Genomic DNA, 13,940 nt, shown 5'->3' on the forward strand with positions numbered 1-13,940 from the left:
GTGCCATCCCGCTTTCCTTGGTCTATCGGAAAGCCTTCGCCATGGCTGCGCTGGTAACTTCCAAAATTGCTTCGTCTCCGCCGTAACCTTCGCCCACACCACCGTTGGTTTGACCCAGAATCATATTCTGAACCTCCAGAGCTACTCCGGCTTTCCTGAGGGTGTCCTTTGCGTTGTGCCGCAGGGAGTGGAGGACGTGCTTTGGGTTGGTCGTGATGAGCCGCATGTGCTTCGGTATGATGACGTTGGAGGCCCCACCGGCGCCCCCCATCCTGCCATAGGTCGGAAATAGCATGTGGGCTGCGGTATCCTTATGGCGCTTTCCTGTCGTCGTTAGTTCCAGCGCTGCCCGTGCCGCCGATAGCGCCGCTCCCACCAACGGCACCCAACGCTGCGTGATTTCGTCTTTCACCCTGCGCTGGTCGTGCCATTCGATACGGATATGGGGCAGGGGGCCGCCCACGTGCACATCTTCGACCCGGAGGCCGGTCACTTCGCTAGGGCGACAGCCTGTCCCTGCCAGCATGTCCCAAATGACCTGAAGTTCCTTGCCGGCGTGACCATGGATACGCTCGGTTACATTGCGGAGGACATCGGTTGGCAGAGGATGACGCTTGTTCTTCCTGGTGGCGGTCGGGTCCTTCTTGACCTCAAGGCCCATGAACGGGTTACCGCATTCGAGGTCAAATTCCTTGATTGCCATATTGATGATCGCCCGCACCGTGTTGAGGTAGCGCTCGACGCTTTCCGGGCTGCGTGCCTTCTCGGTCAGCATGAAGTCCCGAACTGCACGGCCATGCTCTCGCCTGAGGTCAGGCAGTGCAGGGGGCATGTCGTTCAACGCAGCCTTGAACTCCCGGGCGATCAATTGGACGTGGAGGAGTTGCTTTTTCTCAGCAGGCTCCAGTAGGTGTTTCTCCTGAATGTAGATGCGCACGGCGTCATCGAACGTCGCCATTGGGGCTTTGAACTTGGCGCCCTGACCAATCATTGCAATCATCATTGAGTCGATTGGCGAAGTGACGTCAGGTGTGCCTTCCTCGCCCACCGGATATTTGCTGGCGATGCTTTCGATAAGAACGTCCCGCGCTATCGACTCGGCGTCGTACCCGCCTTCGTCGGAATAGACAGGGGCTGATGGGTTTATGCCGAGTTCCTCGACACGCCGCTTGGCAGAGTGGAAGTCCATCAAGGCCGTGCGCACATTTTCTTCGTGCGCCTGCGGTGCCTTGGCCTTGGTAAGTATTTTCTCGGCTTCCTGAAATGCCCGGGAGTACGCGGCCATCGCCTGCGCCTCTGTGGACCCAAGAACCTTCTTGATCTCGCGCTTACCAACGGCAGCCCGGAGGTGGGTCGGAACTTGACGTCGAAATTCGTAGGTGCCGGATGGTGTTTTTGTGACGTACTTCAAACGCATTTAGGGCCCCTTCTAGTACCTTGCTTAGTACCTGAAGGAGCCCCAATGTCAAGAAATGCAGGCATTCCCGCGTGTCTTGTAAGAAACTGGCTCCCCGGGCCGGATTCGAACCGGCGACCTGTCGATTAACAGTCGAATGCTCTACCGCTGAGCTACCAGGGATCACCGCTCGCCGCGGTGTGAGTGGCCTAATACAAATGCTTGCCCGATTTGCCAAGCGGTTTTTTCAAAAAAATGACATCCGCTTGTATTCGTTCTGTATAACCCCATCTCCTGTGGATGACTGAAGCACATGATACCACTGGAAAACCGGCCGCCAAGCGATTTGGCATCGACCACACCACGGGCCGTCTCATTCTGGGGTCCGTAAGTTTCCCATTCCCGCGGTCGCGCCTTGCCCGGATGTCGATCGGCGTTGTGCTGATCCTGGGCGGTTTTTTGGGATTCCTGCCCGTCCTCGGCTTCTGGATGCTTCCGCTGGGGTTCCTTATTCTATCGCACGACCTTCCTCTCGTCCGGCGGATGCGGCGGCGATTGTCCGTCTGGTGGAAGAAGGGGCGGAAACCCGCCCCTTGATCAGCTGAACAGGCCTGCAGCCCAGTAGAAGAATGCGGAAATGAGTGCCGCTGCCGGAAGCGTAATGACCCAGGCGACGACGATGTTGCCCGCCAGGCCCCAGCGGACGGCTGAAACGCGCCGTGCCGCGCCAACGCCGATGATGGCGCCGGTGATCGTGTGCGTCGTGGAAACAGGGATGCCGAGCCACGTGGCCGCAAAGAGCGTCAGCGCGCCGCCGGTCTCCGCGCAGAATCCCTGCATCGGGTTAAGGCGGGTTATCTTCGATCCCATCGTGTGAACGATTCGCCAGCCGCCGAAGAGCGTTCCCATTGCCATGGCTGTCTGACAGGACAGGACCACCCAGAGCGGTACGTGGAAGGTTCCGCCGAGATAACCCTGCGAATAGAGGAGCACTGCTATGATGCCCATTGTCTTCTGCGCATCATTGCCGCCATGGCCCAGCGAGTAGAGAGAGGCGGAAACGAACTGCATGAGGCGGAACGTCCGATCGACGGCGAACGGCGTTTGCCGAACGAAGATCCAGGAAACGGCAAGAACGAGGAAGAGCGCCAGGATGAAGCCGATCAGCGGCGACATGACGATCGCGCCGGCTGTTTTTAGCAATCCGCCCCATACGATCGAGCTGAAGCCGACCTTTGCGAGGCCAGCGCCTACCAGCCCGCCGACCAGCGCATGGGAGGAACTGGAGGGGATACCGAAGATCCAGGTGACGATATTCCAGATGATTGCGCCCATCAGCGCCGAGAAGATCACCAGCGGCGTCACGATGTTGGGATCGATGATGCCCGTCCCCAAGGTCTCAGCCACGTGCAGGCCGAAGAACAGGAACGCGATGAAATTGAAGAAAGCGGCCCAGACGACCGCGTGGTGCGGCCTGAGCACACGCGTCGAAACGATCGTCGCGATCGAGTTCGCGGTATCGTGCAGGCCGTTCAGAAAGTCGAAGAAGAGAGCGACCGCGATGAGAGCCGCCAGCAATGGAAAGGCGAGGGTGGCGTCCATCTAGACGTTCTCGATCACGATGCCGCTGATTTCATTGGCAACGTCCTCGAAGCGATCGACGACCTTCTCGAGTTCGCCGTAGATTTCGCTGCCAATGATATAGGCCATCGCATTCGACGCGCCATGCCGTACGAAGAGTCCCTTCAAACCATTGTCGTGCAGTTCGTCGGAGCGTCCTTCGACGCGGGTGACTTCCTCGGTGATCGCCATCAGGCGCGGGGCATTGGAGTTGATGCGGCTGAGCAGGGGGACCGCCTCGGCTATGAGGTGTGCTGCCTGGACGATCGCCGCTCCCATTTCCTGCATGCGCGGATCGAATTCGGTTTGCTCGAAGAGACGGATCGTCTTGACGGTCTTATGCATCATGTCGATCGCATCATCCATCGACTGGATCAGATCCTTGATATCAACACGGTCGAAAGGCGTGATGAAGCTCCGGCGGACCGCAAGCAGCACCTCGCGCGTGATGTTGTCGGCATCGTTTTCGAGCGCGACGATCCGGTCGCAATGGTGTTCGATATCCTTGCCTGCAAGCAATTCGTTGAGCGCTTCCGCCGCGCCGACGATTGTTCGGGAGTGCTGTGCAAAGAGATCAAAGAACTGATCCTCGCGAGGAAGAAGTTTACGAAACCAGCTGAGCATTCCATCCATCCATAGCTATTTTTGAAGGTCGTCATAAAATAGCGGGACCTGCAATAAAAGTGTCACAATTGCACCAGCCGCGATTCTTTTCGCCCGGAGATGGAAGGCGTAAGGCGGAACTTGGAAGCTTTTTGGACGTTATTGTCCTGAGCGTTCTTCACGCGAAGTGCGTACGAAATTAGAAGGTGCCGGAATGAAAAAACTTGCGGTATTGATGTTGGCAATTGCGACGAGCCTCGCTGGCGTCGGTCCGTCTTTTGCCGAAAACTCAGGCGATGAGCATTCCGCTCAGAGTCGCGGTGGGTTTGGAGATTCCGGCGTCAGAAACAGCCGCGGCTTCGACCGCTGCAACATCTATCGTTGTGGCGGCTACCGCCATGGCCACTACGGGAATCGCGACTACGGAAATCGGTACTACGGAAATCGCTATTATCGCGACGGCTACTACCGCAACGATTACAACGATACTGGCGCGCTGCTCGGTGGTCTTGCTGCCGGCGCACTCATCGGCGGTCTGATCGCTTCGCAGCCGCAGGCCAGACCGGTGGGCAATTCGCACGTCGACTGGTGTTACAGCCGCTACCGGTCCTATCGGGCCTATGACAACACCTATCAGCCCTATTACGGTCCGCGGCGGCAGTGCTATTCGCCCTACTAGTGGTTGATTACGGAACCGGCGGCATGACGATCCAAAATACCGCCGGTTTTTCAACTACCCCCTTGCACTCGATTTCTATTCATTCTAAATGCCCGCCAACGCTTCGGTCATGAAGCGTCGTGAGGCCTCGTGGCGGAGTGGTGACGCAGAGGACTGCAAATCCTTGTACCCCGGTTCAATTCCGGGCGAGGCCTCCAAACCTTCCCATACATTCTGCAGTCATTGATTTCGCGGCTGTGTTTCCCACAGTGCCGCGGTGTTGTGGTCGCGTCTTCAGGCCGCCATTCGGTCGACAACAGCGGCGAATTCAACGTGCTGGTTTCATCCGACGAAACTTCGAGCCTAACCTCGGCAACCACCTACTCCAATCGGATTAGGACCTAGGTCCGTCTAGGATAGCCCCTGCTACGGGGCTATTGTGTCTCTTGCAAGTCTGCGGAGGACGGTGGGGCTTTGAGGCACCGGACCCACTTGCTGAACAGGTCCATTGCCCGTGGCAGACTCGGCGGGGGTATGTTCACTGTCCCGAAATGCTGGAGGGGCTAGCCAAGTAGGCTGGCCCTCCCGGCTTCTGGGTTGCCGCCTCGACGTAAGAGCCTTCAGTGTCGACAGCACTCTCTTTGTTGCGTCCGTTCCCGCGCCGCCAAGTTCACCTGCTTTGGCAATTGCTCCATCGGCATAGTGAGAATCCACACAACACTAGCGCTGGCGCATGTCTTCCATACCCAAATCGTCGGATTGCCGAATTTTCGATAGGCCCTAAGCTTTGTGTTGAGTTGTTAGGAGCGCCTCCCATGCCGGCGACCCAAATGCCGCAATTGATCTTTGCCCTGAGCGTGGCGCGGGAAATGGCGAAGCGCGAGCGGCACGCCGACGTGCTGGTGATACTGATCGACGAGGCCCTGAAAGAGGCAAAGGAAGAAGCGCTGCGCTACGGCATTCTCGTCGACATAGAAGAGGAAACGGAACTGCAATAGGCCCGCCGGGCGGCCCCGGCCGCGGCTATCAAGGGCCCCGGCCGGGTTGTCGACCGAGGAGGGGCTGGGGAGGCTCCAAGGTCGGCGTCGATACGCTACAGCTCCTGTTTGACGGCCGCTATTGGTGCTTAGAGCTATGTTTCGTCGTTTGTTCTTGCCTAAAAAGAACCTTGCAGTGGCGGTCCATTTGTCACCCAGCCAAAACGCCCCCGTTGGCGTTCAGTTCACTCGCTGCAGTGACGGCACTGGCGACACGCCCGACGTCGCGACATTCGGCGCGCCGACACGCACAAAGGGAATCAGGAGAATGATCGCGAGCAGCACGCAGATGAAAAGGCTGCCCAGCAAGATTGGTTTGATTGCCATGTCCCGTCCGTCGAATCCCAAGGGAACGACACTATTGGGACAGAACCTGACAACGGCCTGAAGGCAGGCAGTCAACTCGTTTCACGATCGAAAAGACCGCAGCAAAAGATGCCGACCAGTGTTGCGATGATGAAGAAGTCGAACAACGAGAGATATTCGATGATATTAGGCATGGCCTACTCCTCCTCTGTTCCTCCGGTTGCAACAATATCACGGCGCCCGCGTTTGTTCCATGAAGGATTGCGGTCGGGTCACTTCCGCGACACTCGTACTGGAATTCTTGGCGCAGGCATTCGCGAAGCCTTGAAAGGCCGGTGTGCTGAGATTAAGAGACGTGCAGACAAAGCCGCTTCTACGGGCGAGAGGACATGATGAATTTCGAATCAGCACGCGCAAACATGGTCGACAACCAGCTTCGCACGACGGACGTCACCTCGCATTCAGTGCTGACGGCCTTCCTCACGGTGCCGCGCGAGGCTTTCGTTCCTGAGAAGGCCAAGCCGCTCGCCTATATCGATCGTGATGTTGAAATCTGTCCTGCAGCGGCCGGCAAGCCGGCGCGCTACCTCATGCAGCCGTCGCCGCTTGCAAAGCTGCTCCAGCTTGCGGCTGTCACGAAGGATGACGTCGTCCTCGAGATCGGCGCTGGCAGTGGCTATGTATCGGCTCTTTTCTCGCAGCTTGCCGGTACGGTGATCGCCGTTGAAGAGGAGGAAACGCTGGCGGCGGAAGCCAAGACCAACCTCGCCGCCTACACAAATGTGTCGGTCGTCACGGGGCCGCTCAATGCGGGCAACGCGTCAGGCGCTCCCTATGATCTCATTTTCGTCAGCGGCTCGGTCGAGGAGGTTCCTTCCTCCTTGCTGTCGCAGCTTCGTGATGGTGGCCGTCTGGTCACCGTACAGGGCTACGGCGGTTCGGCACGTGCGAAGGTTTTCGTGAGCGAGCGCGGCACAATTTCCGAAAACGTCTATTTCAACGCCTCCGTGAAGCCGCTGCCCGGCTTTGCCAAGGCGCGTGAATTCGTATTCTGAGCCAAAGCTCCGATGACCGATTCTCGACGGGCGCCTCTGGCGCCCGTTTTCTTTCCCGCCATGGAATCCGAGCGCCAGGCAGCGTGGCAGAAAAGCTGTGCATGGCATCATTCATTTGATTCGCGATGATTTTTTTAAATCCTCGGCTATCCTAAGGTATGGGTGATTCGGATGCCCATTCCACGCAATCCGGTCGTTTTTCGGAGTAACGGGGATAGATATGGCTCAGCCAAGCGTAGCGCGTGAACCGTCCATGGAAGAGATTCTGGCGTCGATCCGCCAGATCATCGAGAGCAATGACCCCGGTGCGGGCAGGGCACTCTCCGCGTCACTGCCGGCGGTTTATGGTGCTGACGAGGACGATCGCGACTCGGACATTCATTTGACGGTGGACGAGACCTACGCTGGCGTGGAATTCCCTGAAACGGTCGCTCAGCCCGATCCGCGTTTCGTCGCGGCCAACTCGGCAGGGTCGGCTCCCGTGCCGGAGGCACAGCCGCGCGCCATGTCTCTTGCCGATGTCGCTGCGCGCGTCCGTGCCGCCTCGGAGAGGAACGCTGCGCAGTTGCAGCGCGAAGTGCCGCCGGCATTTCGGCCGCCGGAAGCAAGAGCCACCGAGGTGAGGACTGAAACGCCGGACGCTGTCGGCGAGGCACCGCTGTCCCCGCGCCCTACGGAAGCCGTTACCGCACCCTTTTCAGTTCCTGCGGCGAAAATTGTTGCTGTTCGCCCGCCGGTAGAGGTTCCATTCGAGCTACCTCCGGTCGTTGCCATGGAGCCGCGACCAGCTGTCGTTCCCGCGGCCGAGGTAGCAGTTGCCGCTGTCGCCGAGGCTGCGAAAGAAACAATGCCAAGCGTTGTTGAGCACGAGCAGCAGCCAGCGCTGCTCTCGCACGACGCCGGACTGCAGATCGCTCGTTCCTTTGAGGAGCTTGCCGCCGCAATCGATGGTGCCGAGCGCCGGTCGTTTGATGAGATCGCCGAAGACATGCTGCGCCCCATGCTGCGCGAATGGCTGGACGACAATCTGCCGACGCTGGTCGAACGTCTCGTGCGCGAAGAGATCGAACGCGTGGCGCGTGGCCCGCGCCGCTGATCGGAAACGCCTTTGCTCAAAAGCCGCTCCGGTCTCCGGGGCGGCTTTTTTATTGACTTGCCCGTAGCCATCCTATTTACAACCCGCATCTAAGAACCTCCAGATTTTGGTCCCCAAATGCTCGACAAGACCTACGATTCCGCTACCGTTGAACCGAAAATCGCTGCGAAATGGGATGAGGCGGACGCCTTCCGCGCGGGCGCCAACGCCAAGCCGGGCGCCGAGACTTTTACGATCGTCATCCCGCCGCCGAACGTGACCGGCTCGCTGCACATGGGGCACGCGCTGAACAACACGCTGCAGGACATCATGGTCCGCTTCGAGCGCATGCGTGGCAAGGATGTGCTCTGGCAGCCGGGCATGGACCATGCTGGCATCGCCACCCAGATGGTTGTCGAGCGCAAGCTGATGGAACAGCAGCTGCCAGGTCGCCGCGACATGGGGCGCGAAGCCTTCATCGATAAGGTCTGGGAGTGGAAAACGGAATCGGGCGGCCTTATCTTCAACCAGTTGAAGCGCCTCGGCGCCTCCTGCGATTGGTCGCGTGAGCGCTTCACGATGGACGAGGGGCTTTCGGAGGCCGTTCTTGAAGTCTTTGTAACGCTTTACAAGGAAGGCCTAATCTATCGGGACAAGCGCCTTGTCAACTGGGATCCGAAACTCCTGACGGCGATCTCCGACATCGAGGTGGAGCAGCACGAGGTCAACGGAAATCTCTGGTACTTCCGCTATCCGTTGGAGCCCGGCGTCACCTATCAGCATCCCATCGCCTTCGATGACGACGGCAAGGCAACGGAATGGGAAACGCGTGACTATATCGTCGTCGCGACCACTCGCCCGGAAACGATGCTTGGCGACACGGGCGTCGCGGTGAACCCGAAGGATGAGCGCTACAAGCCGCTCGTCGGCAAGCATGTCATCCTGCCGATCGTTGGTCGGCGAATTCCGATTGTCGCCGATGATTATCCGGACCCGACGGCCGGAACCGGCGCTGTCAAGATGACGCCGGCACATGATTTCAACGACTTCGATGTTGGCAAGCGTGCCGGTCTGCGAGTCGTCAACGTGCTCACTGCCGACGCTCGGATCACGCTCAAGGATAATGAGGATTTCCTGGAGGGGATTCCGGATGCCGCCGCATTGCACGGCGCCTGGGACGAACTTGAGGGCAAGGATCGTTTCGAGGCCCGCAAGATCATCGTTCGTATCTTTGAAGAAGGCGGCCTGCTCGACAAGGTCGAGCCGCACAAACACATGGTTCCCCACGGTGACCGTGGTGGTGTCCCGATCGAGCCGCGCCTGACGGAGCAATGGTACGTCGACGCCAAGACGCTCGCGGCACCGGCGATCGCCTCGGTCCGTGAAGGCCGGACTAAGCTCGTTCCGCGCAGTTGGGACAAGACGTATTACGAGTGGATGGAGAACATCCAGCCGTGGTGCGTTTCCCGTCAGCTCTGGTGGGGCCATCAGATCCCGGCCTGGTACGGTCCGGATGGTCAGGTCTTCGTTGAAAAGACCGAAGAAGAAGCGCTGCAGGCGGCGATCCAGCACTATCTCTCGCACGAAGGCCCGATGAAGGCCTACGTCGAAGACCTGCTCGAGAACTTCAAGCCCGGCGAAATCCTGACGCGCGATGAAGACGTTCTCGACACCTGGTTCTCCTCCGCGCTGTGGCCGTTCTCGACGCTCGGCTGGCCGGAACAGACGCCGGAGCTAGACCGCTACTATCCGACCAACGTTCTGGTCACCGGCTTCGACATCATCTTCTTCTGGGTTGCCCGCATGATGATGATGGGCCTGCATTTCATGAAGGATGACGATGGCGTTCCGGTCGAGCCGTTCCACACGGTTTATGTCCACGCGCTGGTCCGCGACAAGAACGGCCAGAAGATGTCGAAGTCCAAGGGCAACGTCATCGATCCGCTGGAACTGATCGATGAATACGGCGCCGACGCGCTACGCTTCACGCTGGCGATCATGGCAGCCCAGGGTCGTGACGTGAAGCTCGATCCAGCCCGCATTGCCGGCTACCGCAACTTCGGCACAAAGCTTTGGAATGCGACGCGGTTTGCCGAGATGAATGGCGCCAAGAGCGATCCGCATTTCGTGCCGGAAGCAGCTGAACTGACGATCAACCGCTGGATCCTGACGGAGCTTGCCCGTACGGAACGTGACGTAACGGAAGCCCTGGAATCCTACCGCTTCAACGATGCAGCAGGGGCGCTCTATCGCTTCGTCTGGAATCAGGTCTGCGACTGGTATCTCGAGCTGCTGAAGCCAGTCTTCAACGGCACGGACGAGGGTGCTAAAAAGGAAGCGCAGGCCTGCGCGGCCTACATCCTGGAAGAAATTTACAAGCTCCTGCATCCCTTCATGCCGTTCATGACGGAAGAGCTCTGGGCGCACACCGCAGGCGAGGGCATCGAACGCGACACGCTGGTTTGCCATGCCGAATGGCCGGCGCCGTCCTACGCCGACGATGCGGCGGCCGATGAGATCAACTGGCTGATCGATCTGGTTTCCGGCATTCGCTCGGTTCGCGCCGAAATGAACGTTCCGCCGTCTGCCGTTGCTCCGTTGGTCGTTGTGGACGCCAACAGCCTGACGCGCGAGCGGCTCGTTCGGCACGACGCCGCGATCAAGCGTCTTGCCCGTGTCGACGCCATCTCGCTGGGCAGCGAGGCACCGAAGGGAGCCGCGCAGATCATCGTTGCCGAGGCAACTGTCTGCCTGCCGCTCGGCACCCTGATCGACCTTGCCGCGGAGAAAGCTCGCCTCGAGAAGGCGATCGCCAAGGCCGACGGTGAGATCGCCCGCATCAACGGCAAACTCTCGAACGAGAAGTTCGTCGCGAATGCCAACCCTGAGGTGGTCGCCGCTGAACGTGATCGCCTCGAGGAATTGCAAGGCCAGATCGCCAGCCTGCGGGTTGCACTATCGCGTGTGTCTGAGGCGGCATAAAATCAACGCTTGGTAGTAATATATTCTAAGGCGTCCGATTGCGAATCGGGCGCCTTTTTTCAGGCTCGGTCGAGATTGATGGATTTCAAGGCCAGGTTTGCCGGGATCGCTGACGGGAATCCTTGATTTCACACGTTTTCTTGAGCCGTTTGGCGAAAAATATGACTGTTGTTTCTCTGTTACAGGGCGGCGTTATCGTGGAATGGTCGACCTCAATTGCTTGGGTAGTTTTACCTTTCGTGGAATTTTCTTCTAAATTGTTGGAATATTGACGTGCCCGTCAAATTTTTACGTAAAGCATCTGTTGGTGCAGTTTCTAATCACGCCCGATCACAAAGTTGCCATTTATCGGCATCGTCGGCACAGTCCCGCCATTGCAATTGCCCGAGTGGGGGAGACACCTTGGCATCTCGTATGACTTCGGCCAGCATTGTGTCGCTGGTTCTATTTTCAACGCTGGCGCAGCCGTCCTTCGCGGGCGGTCTTGACCGCAGCGGCTATAATATCGATCTGCTGTTTGATCAGTCGCGCTTTTCAGCGCAGTCGGCCGTGATCTATGTCATGCCGCAGCGCGAATTGAAGAATGTGAGGGACACTGATCCTTCCATTCGGCCCGGCGGCGGAAACCTGAACAATCGGTCCCACTCGGCGGACGACACAGAGAATTATGCAGTCCCCTACGTCGGTTTCAAGGCCGGGTATGAAGATGTGGACTGCCTCTTCGACTACTCCGAGCCATTTGGCGCACACACGAATCCCGGCATCAATTGGGCAGGTGCCAACAACAACATCGAAACGAAGATCAAGACGCATAACTATGCCACGACGTGCTCGTACAAGTTTGATGTGGGCCCTGGCCAGCTTCGCTTGATTGGCGGCGCCTTCTATCAGGAAGTGGAAGGCTTTAAGGAGCGCCTAGTTAGCACGGTTCCAATCGCATTCGGCACCGGAACGGGCGTAGGTCGGTTGGACCTTGAAGACAATGCTTGGGGATGGCGGACTGGCATCGCATATGAAATTCCAGAATACGCGATGCGCGCGAGCTTGGTCTATAACAGCCGTGTGAAGTATGACAGCCTGAGTGGTACGGTTGACCTGACGCAGGTCCGGGCGCCAGTCGCACCGCTGAATGCCGCGCCCTATGGCGCAGTCACGAATGTCTTCGGCGAGGCGGAAGCTCCCGACTCGCTGGAGCTAAAGCTTCAGAGTGGTATTGCGCCAGATTGGCTGGCATTTGGTTCTGTGAAATGGACCAACTGGAGTGTCCTCCAGTCGATCTCACTCTGCCCTACATACACGAAGGGCAGGGCTTGCACCGCCACGAGCGGAACTCAGCTCACGTCTCTTGATCTGCTCTATCAAGATGGCTGGACCATTACCGGCGGCATTGGTCACAAGTTCAATGAGCAGTGGACCGGCGCTGTTAGCCTGACTTGGGACCGCGGTACGAGCCACGGCTATGGCTCGCAGACGGACAGCTGGACGGTTGGGGTCGGCGCTGCTTTTAACCCGACCGACAACATTGAATGGCGCCTTGCCGGTGCCCTCGGCGTTCTGACGAGCGGTTCCTCCGGAGTGCTGGTGGAGAATGGTGTTCCCTACGGAACCGACGTCTCTTACGACTTCGGCAATGATCTCGTGGCCGCTGTCTCGACCAGCATCAAGGTGAAATTCTAGGTTTCAAAGATGAACCGCAGATCAGCCCGGCAAAACTGCCGGGCTTTTCTTTGTGTACGGGTCGTTAAGCATGGCGTTTCCCTGTCTCGTTTTGTGACGATTCAGCAACAGTTTTTTACCAGCATTTGCGTAAGATGATGCCAAGCTGAAATTGTCCATTTCCCGCCACAAACTAGGCGCAGCGCTATATGCGGGCGAGGGAATGACAGGCGTAAGGTGCGCGTAAAAGAGTACGATGAGCGAATTCGTAGCGGATACAGTCAGGGTGGGTAAGGCCTGCGGCAACGATGCCGCGGCCAGCGCGATTTCCCTTTTCCCGCAAGGCTATTCCGTCTCAGAACTTCGCTCTGACGTTGCGCTTCCGAACCTCTCTTTCTTCTCGCATTCAAACCGATTGGCGTTGTCGGAATCGGCTTCCGGTAACAACGATACAGGTTTGGTCACAATTGGTGATTACCTTTTTCTCGACTGCGGAAAGGCGCGGAGCCGGGCCGCGGGAGTGAGGCGAATGGCATCGCGGGGGAGCCGCGCCGGGCAGCGGGCGGACAGTGTCGATGCGCTTGGAATTGAAGCTCTCGCAGGAGGGCGGAAGGCTGGATGCGACGCGGGCAAAGGGGCCATTGAGCCCACCGCGGGATCGCTCGCCGGGAGGAATGCATCCGCGGATCGAAAGTCCGCACGGGTGGAATCGAAAGAAACCGAGTGAAATGCTGACGTCCGAGTTCAGACCTTTCAGAATGATGCTCATGGGGATTTCCATTGCCTGTTGCGCGGCAATTGTCTCCCCAGCGGGTGCATTCGACATAAAGTCGGGTGTATCGAAGGAGTCTGGCCCGTTCGACCTCTTCAAGTTCGGTTTCAAAGCCTACAAGAACGGCCAGAAGGAAGAGGCGGTCGAAGCCTATAAATACGCGGCGGAAAAGGGACACACGGGCTCACGCTGGGCGCTCGCCAACATGTATGCCGACGGCGATGGCGTCGCGCAGGATGATTTCGAAGCTTTCAAGATCTACAGCGAGATTGCGCAGCAGGGCGTCGAGCCTGGCTCTGAAGATACAGGATTCTTCGTCAACGCCCTTCTGTCGCTTGCCAACTATTACAAGCACGGAATTCCCGGTAGCCCTGTAAAGACCGATCTCAACCAGGCGCGTCAACTCTACTTCCAGGTCGCGTCTACCTTCGGGGTGCCCGAGGCGCAGTTCCAGCTGGCACAGATGATGCTGGCGGGCGAAGGCGGCAGCACCAGCACGCAGCAGGCAAAGAAGTGGCTCAACCAGGCCCGCAAGAGCGGCCATCCCGGTGCCATGGCCGTCTTCGGCAATATCCTCTTCCAGGAAGGGCAGGCAGCCAACGGGCTCGCGCTAATGACCGCGGCGCTCGACCGCTGCAAGCCCACGGACTGCGGTTGGATGGAGACCCTGCAGGAGCAGGCTTTCTCCGTCGCAACGGAAAGCGATCGCCGCTCGGCCGTGGCGCTTTCTCACAAGATCGCTGTCAACGGCGCCGATTAAAGCGCGCTGAGCGCTATCGC

Annotated in this window: 12 protein-coding genes and 2 tRNA genes; 9 read left to right on the forward strand and 5 right to left on the reverse strand. The window is 58.6% G+C overall.

All coding sequences use genetic code 11. The features are described from left to right. Positions 1 to 22: 22 nt before the first annotated feature. Together IB244_RS21315 and IB244_RS21320 are read right to left on the reverse strand one after the other, a co-directional pair. Positions 23 to 1,417, reverse strand: a complete 1,395-nt coding sequence (locus IB244_RS21315; RefSeq protein WP_192305500.1) for a DUF6538 domain-containing protein — start codon at positions 1,415 to 1,417, stop codon at positions 23 to 25. Positions 1,418 to 1,504: 87 nt separating this feature from the next. Continuing rightward, positions 1,505 to 1,579 (reverse strand) — tRNA-Asn (locus IB244_RS21320). Between the two features lie 117 nt (positions 1,580 to 1,696). On the opposite strand from IB244_RS21320, the gene IB244_RS32420 reads away from it, so the two are divergent. Then, complete coding sequence (locus tag IB244_RS32420; protein ID WP_025659101.1) at positions 1,697 to 1,993, forward strand: hypothetical protein; 297 nt, start codon at positions 1,697 to 1,699, stop codon at positions 1,991 to 1,993. Here the strand turns inward: IB244_RS32420 and IB244_RS21325 are convergent, their stop codons facing one another. Next, positions 1,994 to 2,998 (reverse strand): inorganic phosphate transporter, encoded by a 1,005-nt coding sequence (locus IB244_RS21325; RefSeq protein WP_018859404.1) that lies wholly within the window; start codon positions 2,996 to 2,998, stop codon positions 1,994 to 1,996. After that, positions 2,999 to 3,640, reverse strand: coding sequence for a DUF47 family protein (locus IB244_RS21330; RefSeq protein WP_113470110.1), 642 nt, complete (start codon positions 3,638 to 3,640; stop codon positions 2,999 to 3,001). A gap of 193 nt (positions 3,641 to 3,833) precedes the next feature. Here IB244_RS21330 and IB244_RS21335 point away from each other — a divergent pair, with 193 nt between their 5' ends. The 3 genes from IB244_RS21335 (at position 3,834) to IB244_RS21345 (ending at position 5,275) form a co-directional block, all read left to right on the forward strand. Further along, positions 3,834 to 4,298: a BA14K family protein gene (locus tag IB244_RS21335; protein ID WP_113470111.1), complete on the forward strand. Its 465-nt coding sequence runs from the start codon at positions 3,834 to 3,836 to the stop codon at positions 4,296 to 4,298. A 123-nt stretch (positions 4,299 to 4,421) separates the two neighbouring features. After that, positions 4,422 to 4,495 (forward strand) — tRNA-Cys (locus IB244_RS21340). 597 nt (positions 4,496 to 5,092) lie between these two features. Beyond that, on the forward strand, positions 5,093 to 5,275 hold the full coding sequence (locus tag IB244_RS21345) for a hypothetical protein (protein WP_018859401.1): 183 nt from the start codon (positions 5,093 to 5,095) through the stop codon (positions 5,273 to 5,275). A 219-nt stretch (positions 5,276 to 5,494) separates the two neighbouring features. Here IB244_RS21345 and IB244_RS21350 read toward each other — a convergent pair whose 3' ends face one another. Then, entirely contained in the window at positions 5,495 to 5,641 is a 147-nt protein-coding gene (locus tag IB244_RS21350) for a hypothetical protein (protein WP_018859400.1), read from the reverse strand. 368 nt (positions 5,642 to 6,009) lie between these two features. Here IB244_RS21350 and IB244_RS21355 point away from each other — a divergent pair, with 368 nt between their 5' ends. The 5 genes from IB244_RS21355 (at position 6,010) to exoR (ending at position 13,920) form a co-directional block, all read left to right on the forward strand. Then, positions 6,010 to 6,675: a protein-L-isoaspartate O-methyltransferase family protein gene (locus tag IB244_RS21355; RefSeq protein ID WP_018859399.1), complete on the forward strand. Its 666-nt coding sequence runs from the start codon at positions 6,010 to 6,012 to the stop codon at positions 6,673 to 6,675. A 220-nt stretch (positions 6,676 to 6,895) separates the two neighbouring features. Then, positions 6,896 to 7,771 carry a PopZ family protein gene (locus IB244_RS21360; RefSeq protein WP_026372079.1) on the forward strand — a complete coding sequence of 292 codons (876 nt, stop codon included), beginning with the start codon at positions 6,896 to 6,898 and terminating at the stop codon, positions 7,769 to 7,771. Between the two features lie 117 nt (positions 7,772 to 7,888). Then, entirely contained in the window at positions 7,889 to 10,732 is a 2,844-nt protein-coding gene (locus IB244_RS21365; protein WP_192305502.1) for a valine--tRNA ligase, read from the forward strand. Between the two features lie 402 nt (positions 10,733 to 11,134). Next, positions 11,135 to 12,409, forward strand: a complete 1,275-nt coding sequence (locus tag IB244_RS21370; protein WP_192305528.1) for an OmpP1/FadL family transporter — start codon at positions 11,135 to 11,137, stop codon at positions 12,407 to 12,409. 707 nt (positions 12,410 to 13,116) lie between these two features. Further along, positions 13,117 to 13,920, forward strand: a complete 804-nt coding sequence (gene exoR / locus IB244_RS21375) for an exopolysaccharide production regulator ExoR (protein ID WP_018859394.1) — start codon at positions 13,117 to 13,119, stop codon at positions 13,918 to 13,920. Positions 13,921 to 13,940 lie beyond the last annotated feature (20 nt).

Source organism: Rhizobium sp. RHZ02 (assembly GCF_014851575.1).
GTDB classification, from domain to species: domain Bacteria; phylum Pseudomonadota; class Alphaproteobacteria; order Rhizobiales; family Rhizobiaceae; genus Rhizobium; species Rhizobium altiplani.

Coding starts and splice junctions, on each gene's coding strand:
- IB244_RS21365 (WP_192305502.1), top strand. CDS start 7,889: ATGCTCGACAAGACCTACGATTCCGCTACCGTTGAACCGAAAATCGCT.
- IB244_RS21350 (WP_018859400.1), bottom strand. CDS start 5,641: ATGGCAATCAAACCAATCTTGCTGGGCAGCCTTTTCATCTGCGTGCTG.
- exoR (WP_018859394.1), top strand. CDS start 13,117: ATGCTGACGTCCGAGTTCAGACCTTTCAGAATGATGCTCATGGGGATT.
- IB244_RS21345 (WP_018859401.1), top strand. CDS start 5,093: ATGCCGGCGACCCAAATGCCGCAATTGATCTTTGCCCTGAGCGTGGCG.
- IB244_RS32420 (WP_025659101.1), top strand. CDS start 1,697: ATGACTGAAGCACATGATACCACTGGAAAACCGGCCGCCAAGCGATTT.
- IB244_RS21315 (WP_192305500.1), bottom strand. CDS start 1,417: ATGCGTTTGAAGTACGTCACAAAAACACCATCCGGCACCTACGAATTT.
- IB244_RS21325 (WP_018859404.1), bottom strand. CDS start 2,998: ATGGACGCCACCCTCGCCTTTCCATTGCTGGCGGCTCTCATCGCGGTC.
- IB244_RS21360 (WP_026372079.1), top strand. CDS start 6,896: ATGGCTCAGCCAAGCGTAGCGCGTGAACCGTCCATGGAAGAGATTCTG.
- IB244_RS21335 (WP_113470111.1), top strand. CDS start 3,834: ATGAAAAAACTTGCGGTATTGATGTTGGCAATTGCGACGAGCCTCGCT.
- IB244_RS21355 (WP_018859399.1), top strand. CDS start 6,010: ATGATGAATTTCGAATCAGCACGCGCAAACATGGTCGACAACCAGCTT.
- IB244_RS21330 (WP_113470110.1), bottom strand. CDS start 3,640: ATGCTCAGCTGGTTTCGTAAACTTCTTCCTCGCGAGGATCAGTTCTTT.